This is a genomic window from Amphritea sp., from assembly GCF_048266285.1.
In the GTDB taxonomy this organism is placed as follows: domain Bacteria; phylum Pseudomonadota; class Gammaproteobacteria; order Pseudomonadales; family Balneatricaceae; genus Amphritea.
On record NZ_JBLWZV010000007.1, the window covers coordinates 185,549 to 198,266 of the forward strand.

At 48.0% G+C, this 12,718-nt stretch carries 14 protein-coding genes; 10 read left to right on the forward strand and 4 right to left on the reverse strand.

Annotated elements, in window-relative coordinates; genetic code table 11:
• Nucleotides 1-94: 94 nt before the first annotated feature.
• Complete coding sequence (locus tag ACN0T0_RS10820; RefSeq protein WP_417225937.1) at nucleotides 95-1,048, reverse strand: homoserine kinase; 954 nt, start codon at nucleotides 1,046-1,048, stop codon at nucleotides 95-97.
• 33 nt (nucleotides 1,049-1,081) lie between these two features.
• The gene (locus tag ACN0T0_RS10825; protein ID WP_417225939.1) at nucleotides 1,082-1,369 is read right to left on the reverse strand and encodes a DUF2782 domain-containing protein; all 288 of its coding nucleotides are present in this window, start codon (nucleotides 1,367-1,369) and stop codon (nucleotides 1,082-1,084) included.
• Between the two features lie 117 nt (nucleotides 1,370-1,486).
• Here ACN0T0_RS10825 and polA point away from each other — a divergent pair, with 117 nt between their 5' ends.
• Nucleotides 1,487-4,228, forward strand: coding sequence for a DNA polymerase I (gene polA / locus ACN0T0_RS10830; RefSeq protein ID WP_417225941.1), 2,742 nt, complete (start codon nucleotides 1,487-1,489; stop codon nucleotides 4,226-4,228).
• 49 nt (nucleotides 4,229-4,277) lie between these two features.
• Here the strand turns inward: polA and yihA are convergent, their stop codons facing one another.
• The gene (yihA, locus tag ACN0T0_RS10835) at nucleotides 4,278-4,913 is read right to left on the reverse strand and encodes a ribosome biogenesis GTP-binding protein YihA/YsxC (protein ID WP_417225943.1); all 636 of its coding nucleotides are present in this window, start codon (nucleotides 4,911-4,913) and stop codon (nucleotides 4,278-4,280) included.
• A gap of 205 nt (nucleotides 4,914-5,118) precedes the next feature.
• On the opposite strand from yihA, the gene ACN0T0_RS10840 reads away from it, so the two are divergent.
• The 9 genes from ACN0T0_RS10840 (at nucleotide 5,119) to tatC (ending at nucleotide 12,223) form a co-directional block, all read left to right on the forward strand.
• Nucleotides 5,119-5,721: a c-type cytochrome gene (locus ACN0T0_RS10840; protein ID WP_417225945.1), complete on the forward strand. Its 603-nt coding sequence runs from the start codon at nucleotides 5,119-5,121 to the stop codon at nucleotides 5,719-5,721.
• Between the two features lie 136 nt (nucleotides 5,722-5,857).
• Complete coding sequence (locus ACN0T0_RS10845) at nucleotides 5,858-6,481, forward strand: thiol:disulfide interchange protein DsbA/DsbL (RefSeq protein WP_417225947.1); 624 nt, start codon at nucleotides 5,858-5,860, stop codon at nucleotides 6,479-6,481.
• Nucleotides 6,482-6,632: 151 nt separating this feature from the next.
• Nucleotides 6,633-8,168: a GGDEF domain-containing protein gene (locus ACN0T0_RS10850; protein ID WP_417225949.1), complete on the forward strand. Its 1,536-nt coding sequence runs from the start codon at nucleotides 6,633-6,635 to the stop codon at nucleotides 8,166-8,168.
• A gap of 99 nt (nucleotides 8,169-8,267) precedes the next feature.
• Nucleotides 8,268-9,905, forward strand: a complete 1,638-nt coding sequence (gene ubiB / locus ACN0T0_RS10855; protein ID WP_417225951.1) for a ubiquinone biosynthesis regulatory protein kinase UbiB — start codon at nucleotides 8,268-8,270, stop codon at nucleotides 9,903-9,905.
• A 104-nt stretch (nucleotides 9,906-10,009) separates the two neighbouring features.
• On the forward strand, nucleotides 10,010-10,399 hold the full coding sequence (gene hisI, locus ACN0T0_RS10860) for a phosphoribosyl-AMP cyclohydrolase (RefSeq protein WP_417225952.1): 390 nt from the start codon (nucleotides 10,010-10,012) through the stop codon (nucleotides 10,397-10,399).
• Between the two features lie 8 nt (nucleotides 10,400-10,407).
• Nucleotides 10,408-10,743, forward strand: coding sequence for a phosphoribosyl-ATP diphosphatase (locus ACN0T0_RS10865; protein WP_417225954.1), 336 nt, complete (start codon nucleotides 10,408-10,410; stop codon nucleotides 10,741-10,743).
• A 94-nt stretch (nucleotides 10,744-10,837) separates the two neighbouring features.
• Nucleotides 10,838-11,083, forward strand: coding sequence for a Sec-independent protein translocase subunit TatA (gene tatA, locus ACN0T0_RS10870; RefSeq protein ID WP_417225956.1), 246 nt, complete (start codon nucleotides 10,838-10,840; stop codon nucleotides 11,081-11,083).
• Nucleotides 11,084-11,100: 17 nt separating this feature from the next.
• Nucleotides 11,101-11,478, forward strand: coding sequence for a Sec-independent protein translocase protein TatB (gene tatB / locus ACN0T0_RS10875; protein WP_417225958.1), 378 nt, complete (start codon nucleotides 11,101-11,103; stop codon nucleotides 11,476-11,478).
• Nucleotides 11,471-12,223, forward strand: coding sequence for a twin-arginine translocase subunit TatC (tatC, locus tag ACN0T0_RS10880; RefSeq protein WP_417225960.1), 753 nt, complete (start codon nucleotides 11,471-11,473; stop codon nucleotides 12,221-12,223). The genes tatB and tatC overlap by 8 nt, the downstream gene beginning before the upstream one ends.
• 178 nt (nucleotides 12,224-12,401) lie before the next feature.
• On the opposite strand, the gene ACN0T0_RS10885 is transcribed toward tatC, so the two are convergent.
• Nucleotides 12,402-12,718 (reverse strand): hypothetical protein (locus ACN0T0_RS10885; protein WP_417225962.1); only part of this gene is annotated, 317 nt, incomplete at its 5' end.

A 12,718-nucleotide genomic window follows, 5' to 3' on the forward strand; every position in this document is an offset into this window, starting at 1 on the left:
TTAAAAGCCGCAAGCGGCTGAGGCGTAGGAAAGAGAAACCACGTTTACTCGGTCTGGTAACTGCTGATTTCTCTTTGCATACGTCAGGTCTTCCTTAAGGTAGTTTGGCAGGGTGGTCGATGCGGTATTGCAGTATCCGTTTAAACGCTTGGGGATCTTTAATCTTCTGCGTTGAGTTTGGATCTAATGCCGGAATCAGTCGTGAGAGCCAGAAACGCATAGCAGCGGTGCGCACTAGTTGTGGCCAGGCTAAGTATTCATTGTCTTCAAATGGGCGCACGGCGGCATAGGCGTTTAATAGTGCGTTTTCGCGTTCAGCGTCAATAGAGCCGTCGACATTGACGCACCAGTCATTAGCAACAATCGCCAGATCAAATAATAGGTAGCCGCTGCAAGCGTTATAGATGTCCAGAATAGCGCTGAGCTGATCACCCTGAAATAGTGCGTTATCGAAGAATAAGTCCCCGTGAATCACCCCCTGTGGTAGTTGCCAAGGTTGCTCTCGTAACTGATCAAACAGACTGACTTCATGACGTAATAAAGTCGCCTCATCATCTGCGAGTTTGTTAGCGATATGTTGAGACTCTCGACGCCACCAGAAGACCCCACGATGGGCTTGCCGTTGCAGGTAGAAATCGCGGCCGGCTTGATGAAACTCGCCGAGAGCGGTGCCAATTTGGCGACAATGGGCGGGCGTCAGGGATTCTACATGTTGACCAGGCAGCCGAGGTTGCAGCAGCGCGGGCCGGTTATGTAGTGTTTTTAAGGCGATCCCATTGGTATCTTTATGGGGAAAAGGTACCGGACATCCTCGATCTGCCAACCAGGTGGTCAGCTCGACAAAATAGGGCATCTCTTCTTGGCTAAGCTCTTCAAAGAGAGTGAGTACATACTCCTCTTCTATGCCGCTATCATTCAGGAGTGTGACAAAATAGTTGGTGTTCTCAATGCCACCGTCTATGCCTTGAAAGTCTACCAGCTGACCCCGCTGGAAATCCTGTAACAGGTTTTCCAGGTCAGTCCGGCTAATATTGGTGTATACAGCCATAATTACGCTTCGTTAGTTACTGCTTATAAAGAATTACCAGCTGAATATAATCCATTTCGGTAGCATCAGAGTTGAGTCTTCAAAGCGTTGAAACTCACCATCATCCTGAGGGACCAGGTAATAGGTTTTGCCGATCACTGGCTTAACTTTGATCTCTTTGAGCTTGCCGTTGATGCGATATTCATAATAGGTGGCTTTTTGTCCGTGACGAATGGTGACAACCGGCTCGTTGTCATCAAACTCAGGCAGCACATCTGCATTGGCTGTTGGCACCATCAAAAATGAGCAAAGCAGAGTTAATAGCAACACTATTTTTTTCATAACCACTCCATGAACTGGGGTCGCCTCTTCTGTGTCAGAGGCTAATCTAATATGATGGTGCCTTTCGGACACCAAACCCGATAACAATATCCCCTGACGGACAATGACTGCAATACCATGACCGCAAATACTTCCCCTATTATATTAGTCGATGGCTCTTCATACCTGTACCGGGCTTTTTTTGCTGCCCAGCAGGCCGATATGCGTACCTCTGAAGGGGTTCCAACCGGAGCCGTCAGGCTGGTCACCAGTATGTTGCGCAGCCTGATTAAACAGTACCCCGATAGCCCGGTTGCCGTAGTCTTTGATGCCAAAGGTAAAACCTTTCGCGATGAGATCTATCCTGAGTATAAGGCGCAGCGTCCGTCGATGCCCGATGACCTACGCACCCAGATCGAGCCTATTCATAAGATTGTCCGCGCGATGGGCTTTCCGCTGATCTCTGTTGAGGGGGTCGAGGCCGATGATGTGATCGGTACTTTAGCCCGTGAAGCGAGCGCTAAAGGGCTGAATACGATTATCTCTACCGGTGATAAAGATATGGCGCAGCTGGTGGATCAGCATGTTAGCTTGATCAACACCATGAATGATTCCCATATGGATATTGCCGGAGTGAATGAGAAGTTTGGCATTCCGCCGGAGCTGATTATCGATTATCTGGCCTTGATGGGCGATAAAGTCGATAACATTCCCGGTGTTCCTGGGGTTGGTGAAAAAACGGCGTTAGCGTTATTGCAGGGAATTGGCGGTATTAACGACCTGTATGCCAATCTGGATAAAATTGCCGCACTGGGCTTTCGTGGTTCTAAAACCATGGCTAAAAAATTGGAAGAAAACCGCGAAGCGGCCGAACTTTCTTACCTGTTAGCGACCATTAAAACCGACCTTGAACTTGAATGCGGTATCGAAGATATACCGCTGCCGGTGGCGGATAATGAGCAACTGCAGGCGTTATTTCAGCAGTGTGAGTTTCGCACTTGGGTCAGTGACTTAGGTGCAGCCGCCGCGGATGATGCGCGGGCGGTGGAAAATGAAGCACAACTGCCGGATGAGATAGTCTATGAAACGATTCTCGATCAGGAAAGCTTTGACCGCTGGTTTAAGGTGTTAGAGTCTGCCGAGTTGTTTGCGTTTGATACCGAGACCGATAGCCTTAATTATATGGAAGCCAACCTGATTGGTGTGTCGTTTTCAGTGGAGCCGGGTCATGCCGCCTATCTGCCGGTAGCACATGATTATATGGGCGCGCCGGCTCAGTTGGATCGTAATGCTGTGCTACAGCAGCTCAAGCCTCTGCTCGAGAGCGAGACTCACAAGAAAGTGGGGCAGCATATTAAATATGATATGAATGTGCTGGCGCGTTACGATATTACGCTGCAAGGGGTCGCCTTCGATACAATGCTGGAATCCTATGCGCTGAACTCTACGGCAACGCGCCACAATATGGACGCTATGGCGGATTTCTATCTGGGTGTGAAGACCGTTAAATTCGAAGATATCGCCGGCAAAGGCAAGAAGCAGCTGACCTTCAATCAGATCGAAATGGAGCAAGCCGGGCCTTATGCCGCTGAAGATGCCGATATTACCCTGCGTCTTCATCGACAGCTCAGCGATAAATTAGCGCAGGATCCCGCGTTGGAGCAGGTGTTTACTGATATTGAGTTGCCGCTGATTCCGGTATTGGCGCGGATGGAACAGCAGGGCGCTATGGTGGATGCAACGCAGCTAGCGATCCAGAGCCGAGAGCATGGTGTTCGTTTGGCCGAGCTAGAAGCCAAGGCGCATGAACTGGCGGGTGGGCCGTTTAATTTAAGTTCGCCAAAACAGCTGCAAGAAATTCTCTTTGAGCAACAAAAACTGCCGGTGCTTAAAAAAACGCCAAAAGGGGCTCCGTCTACGGCAGAAGAGGTGTTGCAGGAATTGGCTCTGGATTATCCATTGCCAAAAATGATTATCGAGCATCGCAGCTTGAGTAAGTTGAAAAGCACCTATACCGATAAGCTACCGCAGATGATCAATCCCGCTACTGGACGGATACACACCTCATATCATCAGGCGGTGACTGCGACGGGGCGTCTGTCTTCGTCCGACCCTAACTTGCAGAACATTCCGATCCGTTCAACCGAAGGGCGGCGCATCCGTCAGGCATTTGTTGCTCCTGAGGGCTATAAGCTGGTGGCCGCGGATTACTCTCAGATTGAGTTGCGGATTATGGCCCATCTGTCACAGGACAAAGGCCTACTGAGAGCCTTTGCACAGGGTGAAGATGTTCATAAGGCAACCGCGGCGGAAGTGTTTGGCGTCGAGCTAGAAAACGTCAGTACCGATCAGCGCCGCAGCGCCAAGGCGATCAACTTCGGTCTGATCTACGGAATGTCGGCCTTTGGTTTGGCCAAACAGTTGGGCATTGGACGGAATGAAGCGCAAACCTATATCGATCATTATTTTGCTACCTACCCGGGCGTGCAGCGCTATATGGATGATATCCGTCTACAGGCAGCCGATAAGGGTTATGTTGAAACCTTGTTTGGTCGACGTCTCTATCTGCCAGAAATTAAAGCCAGTAATGGTATGCGCCGTCAGGCTGCTGAACGCACGGCAATCAATGCGCCGATGCAAGGCACGGCGGCGGATATTATTAAAAAGGCGATGGTTGCTGTCGATCAGTGGTTGCAGAACAGTGATACCAGTGTGCGGATGATCATGCAGGTACACGATGAATTGATTCTAGAAGTGCCTGAGGCGCTGGTGGACGAGGTATCGGCTCAACTGGTTGAGCTGATGCAGGGTGCCGCTGATCTGGATGTGCCACTGTTGGTGGAAGCGGGTGTGGGTGATAACTGGGATGAGGCTCACTGAGCCGAGTGGTGGAGGGCTCAGTACCGCAATGCGGCACTGAGCTTTTTGTTTATTCCGCTTCTGAGCTGTCTTCTTGGTCGCTTAATAGCCAATGATTAAGATGTTCGCGTAGTTGGTCAACCCCGGTGGTTTTCAATGCCGAGAATGTTTGTATGCTGAGCAGCGCGTTATTTTTAACATCTAACGCTTGCTTCATTTTTAACAGTGCATTTTGCGCTGCGCCTCGGTTTAACTTATCAGCTTTAGTCAACAGAATGTGTAACGGCATCTCTGCTTCGCTACACCATTCAATCATCATCTGATCGAACTCTTTCAGCGGATGGCGAATATCGACCATTAATACCACGCCCCGTAAGCAGTCACGATTTTGTAGATAATCATTCAAATGCTTCTGCCAATGCTCTTTCATGGCGATAGGCACTTTGGCATAACCGTAGCCGGGTAGATCGACAATTCGCACGTCTTCAATATTGGTATCGAAGAAGTTTATCAGTTGGGTTCGACCAGGGGTTTTACTGGTACGCGCCAGTTTAGCATTGGTTAATGTATTGATGGCGCTGGACTTGCCTGCATTGGAACGACCGGCAAATGCGACCTCGGCGCCGGTGTCTTCAGGACACTGGCTGAGTTTGCTGGCGCTAGTGTTAAAGCGGGTCATATGGTATTGAATTTGAGGTAAAGACATATACTTTTTGCCTATCAGCCTGCTAATGCAGACATTTATCGTTCCAGTTTGTGTGGATATTAGGTTATAATCTCGCCGGAATTCTACCTGTGGCTGGGATATTACACCAGTCCGGGTGTTGGTTCGGTAGCCCTGTTTCAATCTGATTAGCTTCAGGTTGCGGCAGAAACCGTTAGCAATCTATAGCAAGAGTCTGGGTTAGTCGATGAATAAACTACTGATCGCCATACTGGCAAGCGTGAGTATCATAAGTGTTGCACATGCGGCGGGAGATGCTGCTGCAGGGCAAAGTAAAACAGCAGTCTGTGGTGCATGTCATGCGCCTGATGGCAATAGTGCTGTGGGCAACTTCCCTAAGCTGGCAGGCCAGAATGAGCGTTACCTGCTTAAACAACTGCAGGATATTAAAGCTGGCAACCGTCAGGTTGTTGAAATGACAGGTCTTCTGACCAACCTGAACGATCAGGATCTAGCCGATATTGCGGCTTATTTTGCATCGAAGAATATGCAAATTGGCGCTGCTAAAGCAGATCTAGTTGAAGCAGGTGAAAAAATCTATCGTGCCGGCGTTGCATCTAAAGGCATTGCTGCTTGTACCGCATGCCACGGTGTTGAAGGTAAAGGTATTGCGAGCGCGGGTTACCCTCAACTGGGTGGACAGCATGCACAATATGTCGAAACTCAGCTGAAGAACTTCCGCGTAGGGGCACGTAATAACGACCCTCAAGCGATGATGAGTACTATCGCCGCTAAGCTAAGCGATAAAGAAATTCAGGCTGTTGCAAGTTATATCCAGGGTTTGAATTAAGTTAAATTCAGCTCTGAGTCAGGAAAGGCAGCGTAAGCTGCCTTTTTTTATTGCAAAATTTATTTGCGGCAAGGATGAACTTGACGCACATTGGCCGGTCTTATAAGACTGAATTTCTCAAAGGTTGGATACAGATATGTTGAAAAAGCTCGCTATTGGGTTAGTTATTGCCCTGACCGCAGTCATGGCTCAAGCTGAAGAATATAAGGCTGGCGTTAACTATGAAGTGATTGCCATGCCCGTGCCGACGGCAGATAAAACTAAGGTTGAAGTCGTTGAGGCGTTTGGTTATCTGTGCCCTCACTGTGCTCGTTTTGAGCCCATGTTGCATAGCTGGACCAACCAGTTACCTGCTGATGTAAATTTTGCCCGTGTGCCGGTGGTTTTCTCTCGGTCTTGGGAGCCGTTAGCGCGAGCGTATTATTCATCAGAACTTCTTAATGATCTGGATAAAACCCATCAAGCTACGTTTACGGCTTTGCATAACGAACGTCGTCGTTTTAATAGCCTAGAAGATCTCGCCGATTTCTACGCTGAATTGGGTGTTGATAAGGATAAATTCATTAAAATGAATCAGTCTTTTGCCGTCAATATGCGTATGAATCAGGGTGCGTCAAAGTTGAAGGGTTATGGTATTCAAAGCGTTCCGACGTTGATCGTAAACGGCAAATACCGTGTTACCGCGGACAAGGCCGGTGGTCATGCAGGCATGCTTAAAGTGGCTGAATATCTGATCGAACAGGAGAAACTTGCTCAGTAAGCGCAAGTTTGTGTCGAAAAAGCTGCCGTGTGCAGCTTTTTTTTTGCTTATTTTGGCGTTAACGGGTGGCTCAGGGCTGGCTTGTCAGGCGGTAACTGACATAACATTGAAGAAAAGTGTTTTTCGATTGGCCGGTTTGCAAGGATAAGGGATGGAACAGGACGACTGGAAAGAACGTTACAAATCACTATCTGAACAGATGGATACACTTCAGGCTCAGCTTGAAGGTCAATCGATTCAGCATCTGGTTTCACAGATGGCGGTTGCGCTTGATGGTCAGTCAGCGATGCTCGATCGTTCACTTAATACCTTATGCGAACAGTTTAAAGTTAATCCGTTAGGTAAGCCTGACACGGTTCGTTTGGTTGAGAAGCAGCTTCGAGGCTTGGATATCGAACAGCAGCAGTATAGAAGTGAGCTATTACTCGGGCTGCATAAATGGATTTATCAGCTTCGTCTGAATTTAACGACCGATACAAGCAAACAACGCTTAAGCCAGCTAGAGGACGGTTTAGAACCGTTCACCGGAACTCTCTCCCCTTTGTCAAAAATCATTAATGATTTGGTCGAACTTCAAGACCCTATTTTAACGGATGACTTTAACCGCGGCCGTCAGCAGGGTGTGCTGGAAGACCTAGGGCATGAAGACGAAGAGTTGCTCCAAAAAATAGGTGTTGAGCTGCTGAGCCTGATCTCGGGTTTGAATATCCCTCAAGGGGAGATGTCGCTGGCGCGTGAATTGATTAGTCGAATTGAGCGGGGCGTTACCCTCAGTGGGCTTTCGAGTATTGTCCAGGATTTGGTTGGGCTTGTGGCGCGATTCAGTGCCTATAATGGTGCTGAATTTGAGAACTATCTGCAAAATCTTACTGGTCAGTTGTCCGAAGTGCAGGCTTATGTTGAGGCAAGTCAGAAAGATGAGTTGGCAACCGAAGAGGTTATACAGCTAAGCAACGGCATTCAGCAGGATGTGCAAACAATTCAGCAGGTGATGCAAGAGTCTAAAGATCTGCAGCAGCTCAAGAGTGATGTGTCCTCTCAGTTATTGAATATTGTCAAATCGGTGGCTCAGTTTAAAGAGAAAGAGGAGCATCGAGAAAAGCGTCTGTATGATCGTTATTTGCAATTACAGCATCGCTTTGAACAGATGGAAGAGCAGACGCACCAGATGAAGGTGCACGTTGAGTCAGAGCGGCATAAGGCGATGACTGACTCGCTCACGGCTCTGCCCAATCGTGCTGGCTATGATGAGCAGCTGACTGCGGAGTTTGAGCGCTGGAAACGTTATGGTCAGCCTTTTTCGTTAGCAGTCGCTGATCTTGACCTTTTTAAGCGTATCAATGATACCTATGGTCATCAAGCCGGTGATAAAGTGCTGCGTCTCGTTGCTGGTATTCTTACCCAACAAAGTCGGTCGACTGACTTTGTCGCCCGTTACGGCGGCGAAGAGTTTATTATCCTGATGCCGGGTACTACCGCTAAGCAAGCCGTGATAGCAGTCGATAAAATACGTCAGGCGATTGCTAAAAGTCCGTTTAATTTTCACGGCGAGCCGGTTCAAATTACGCTTTCTTTGGGGCTGACAGAAGTGCAAGCCGAGGACTCGATCGATAACCTATTTGGCCGGGCAGATAAAGCGCTCTATACGGCAAAACGTAAGGGTCGAAATCGTATTGAGCTAGGTTAACCTTTTGCTTGTCGGTGTGATGCAGCTCTTTACCTTCGCTGCCGAAGTGGGCAATATGCCTGCCTTATTCCAGAATAACTACCACGGAACATAACAGCGGTGCGACGTTTACTCCGAATTTTCAAAATTGCCCGGGTTTTTGCACGATATCGGCTTGATACCTTTTTCGAGCAGATCAATCTGCATTGGTATGCCCGTCTGCTCTTAAAGCTCATGCTCTGGCGTTACTTTATTCCCGTGGGGCCTCGCTCTCAGGGTGAACGGTTGCGGTTGGCATTAGAGGAGCTAGGGCCGATCTTTATTAAGTTTGGTCAGATGCTTTCCACACGTCGGGATCTATTGTCGGATGATCTGGCTCAGGAACTGAAAAAGTTACAGGATCAAGTGCCGCCGTTTGCCAGCGCCTACTCGCAGCAGCTTATCGAGACCGCTTTAAATGCACCAGTAGAAGAGATCTTTGCCGAGTTTAATCCAGAGCCTATGGCTTCGGCTTCGGTAGCGCAGGTGCATGAGGCGCTGCTCTATAACGGTGAAGAGGTGGTGGTGAAAGTTATTCGCCCCGGTATTGGCAAAACCATTAAAAAAGATATGGCCCTGCTCTATACCCTGGCGCGACTGGTTGAAACACTTTGGGCGGAAGGTCGCAGGCTGAAACCGGTCGAGGTGGTTGCTGATTATGAAAATACTATCTTTGATGAGTTAGATTTGCGTAAAGAAGCGGCGAATGGATCACAGATTCGGCGTAATTTTGAAAACTCTCCTATCCTTTACGTGCCTGAAATCTACTGGGACCTGACCCGTCAAAACGTTCTCGTGATGGAGCGTATCCATGGTATTCCGGTTGCTGATATCGAACAGTTGAAAGCACAGAATACCGATATGAAAAAGCTGGCGGAACAAGGCGTGGAAATCTTTTTCACCCAGGTTTTTCGGGATAGTTTCTTTCATGCGGACATGCACCCTGGGAATATTTTTGTCTCTCGTGAAAACCCTTCATCACCACAATATATCGCCGTTGATTTTGGAATTGTAGGCTCTTTGTCACCGGAAGATCAAAGTTATTTGGCACGTAACTTTTTAGCTTTTTTTCAGCGCGACTATCGTCAGGTTGCGCAATTGCATATTGATTCTGGCTGGGTGCCTGCGGATACCAATGTGCAGTCATTTGAAACGGCTATTCGTAGTGTCTGCGAGCCTATCTTCGAAAAACCGCTAAAAGATATCTCCTTTGGCATGGTGTTGATGGGCTTATTCCAAACGGCCCGCCGTTTCAATATGGAAGTTCAGCCGCAACTAGTACTGCTGCAGAAAACTTTGTTGAATATCGAAGGGCTGGGGCGGCAACTCTATCCCGAGCTTGATTTATGGGAAACGGGTCAGCCATTTTTAGAGCGCTGGATGAAAGAGCGAATGGGGCCAAAAGCGGCTTATCGTTCTATTAAGCAGCAAGCACCCGACTGGCTTGAGAAGATGCCGCATTTGCCGCAGTTAGCTTATGACGCACTGAGCCAATTAAAGAACATGGACGACAGTCGGCGACGGGATATGCTTGCCATGAGCGTTGCTCGGCAGGAGTTACAGCAGCAAAGCAATCATAAGTGGCGCTGGGTTGGCTTGATCTGTCTGGCGGTTGCGGCTGGTTTTTCATTGGATGATCCGTTATTCGCCGTTCGAGAATTGCCGGCTATTAGTTGGTTATTGGGCGGTGTTGGCGCTGTATTATTACTGCGTCATTGAATTGAAACATTAAACAATTACCCTTCGACCTCCCGTATTTCGGGGATAGTAGTGTTGTAGGGGATCAGGTATCCTTGCCTGCTTATATGATAAAGAATACTAATATGTCTGAACCCTGGTTAGAACAGATTAAATGGAACAGTGATGGCCTTGTGCCTGCGATTGCTCAGGATTATGCTTCGGGCAAGGTGTTGATGGTTGCGTGGATGAACCGTGAAGCGCTGGCGCTGACGGTGCAAGAGAAGCGAGCTATTTATTGGTCCCGTTCGCGGCAAAAACTATGGCGCAAGGGCGAAGAGTCCGGTCACGTCCAGCAGTTGCATGATCTCCGCCTTGACTGCGACGATGATGTTATTTTGCTTAGTGTAGAACAGCTAGGCGGTATCGCTTGCCATACCGGACGTGAGCACTGCTTTTTTAAGACCCTGAAAGAGGGCGAGTGGGTGGCGGTTGAGCCTGTTCTGAAAGACCCAAACACGATTTACAATAAGTAAGGCCTGCTATGAGTGATGTATTGACACAGTTGGGCGATATTCTCGAACAACGCAAATCAGCAACCACGGAAAAATCCTATGTAGCGAGCCTGCATGCTAAAGGGTTGAATAAAATTCTGGAAAAGGTGGGTGAAGAAGCCACTGAAACTATTCTGGCGGCGAAAGATGCCCAAGTAAGTGGCGATAATGGTGATGTCATTTATGAAACTGCTGATTTGTGGTTTCATACGCTAGTTGCTTTGTCCCACTTGGGTGAACGTCCCGAATCTGTGATAAATGAATTGGCACGTCGTTTCGATATGTCCGGTTTAGAAGAGAAAGCGTCAAGGTCTGACCAAGCATAAGCTCGATGTGTCCAAGCAGACACATCAATGGCTAATCTGAAATAATTTAACGGGCGGTATAGACTGTCCATGTCGTAATACGGAGAACAACAATATGTTAGGTGGTATTAGTCTTTGGCAGTTGGCTATTCTGTTGGTAATCGTTGTACTGCTATTTGGTACTAAGAAATTACGTAATCTGGGCGGAGACTTAGGTGGCGCAGTAAAGGGTTTCAAAAAAGCCATGAACGAAGAGCCTAAAGAGGACGATAAAAAGATTGAAAGTGATGCCGACTTTGCTGAGTCAGATAAGGCCGCAGTGAAAGAGCAGAGCAAAGAAGAGCCCAAAGCTGACAAGTAACCGACAGGTAGCTGTAAATGTTTGATATCGGTTTTGCTGAGCTGCTCATTATAGCGGTCGTAGGGTTGGTTGTGTTGGGGCCTGAAAAGCTTCCGGTTGCTGTTCGGACTGTTGGACTGTGGGTGAGCAAAGCAAAGCGAACCCTCAGTGGTATACAGTCTGAGATTAGCGAAGAGTTGCGCCTTGATGAAATGAGGCGGCAGGTCGCGATACAAAAAGATGAGCTTGATCGAGAGCTCAATGAAATGCGTACCCCGTCTTCAGCCGAAAGTGTTGCTCATCAATCCTCGAAAGCCGATAGCGCGCCGAGCCTTGACAGTAGCCCGAATCAGGCAGAAAACGAGCCAAATATCGAAGTAGCGCCTGAACAGGAAAAGACCAAGGCCAATGATTGATCCTAACCAGCCCGATGATGAGCAGCCAATAGTCTCTCATCTTGTAGAACTGCGTACTCGACTGATGCGTGCGTTATTAGCGATACTGGTTCTATTCCTATGTCTGTTCTACTTTGCCAATAACCTTTATGAAGTCGTATCTGCACCACTAACGGCACTGCTGCCCAGCGGTACCAGCATGATAGCGACCGATGTGACATCCCCCTTTTTCGCTCCTTTTAAGTTAACCTTGGTGTTATCTATCTTTTTGGCAATGCCGGTTATTCTGCATCAAGTTTGGGGGTTTATCTCACCTGGGTTATATAAGCATGAGAAACGCTTAGCGGTACCGTTATTAGCATCGAGTATTGTTTTGTTTTATTCGGGCATCGCTTTTGCTTACTTTGTCGTATTTCCGTTGATCTTTGGTTTCTTTACCAGTGTCGGGCCCGAGAACGTGGCCGTGATGACGGATATCAGCAGTTACCTTAATTTTGTTCTGAAGATTTTCTTTGCCTTTGGTGTCGTTTTTGAAATTCCCATTGCAACCTTGCTGTTGGTGTGGAGTGGCATAACCGATGTTCAAAGCCTGAGAGAAAAGCGCGCGTATGTCATCGTTGGTTGTTTTGTCCTAGGTATGTTGTTGACGCCACCGGATGTCATTTCGCAAACATTACTGGCACTACCGATGTGGCTACTGTTTGAGCTGGGTATTGTGCTAGCGGTTATTGTTAAGCGGAAAAGTCCTAAGGTCGAAGAAGAGTAAGCATTATATTGCTACGCAGCTTCCTGGTGTTTGAGTTGCAGCGGCGACAAGCGATAAAAACCGCCGCGAGGCGGTTTTTGTGTTTTGATGGGATCTGCTTCCGAACAAATGATTAAGCAGCGGCGAGCAAGCGGCACTGCTGCGTTTTAATTGCTTTTTGTTCTAAAAATAATCTTTTTCACAAAATCTTAACTTTTTCGTGCTGATCCTGTTGACTCATTGGCTGTGCGGTGTAGAATGCGCCTCCTCGCTTGAGACAGCCACCGGAAACGGTCACTGAAAACAAGTTGAGCTGTTTGATTAACCCATTGAAAGCACGGCGTTTAACGCAGGCTTTTAACAGCGGAAAGTTGAACAGGAAGTCGCCGACTTCGGTTACGGATTTGCTAAAAATTCTCAAACAAAAATGGTTGACTTTATCAGGGTGTTGAGTAAAATACGCACCTCGCTTGAGACGGCGAAAGCGAATAGCTTTCGCAAAGTGGCTGAAGAATT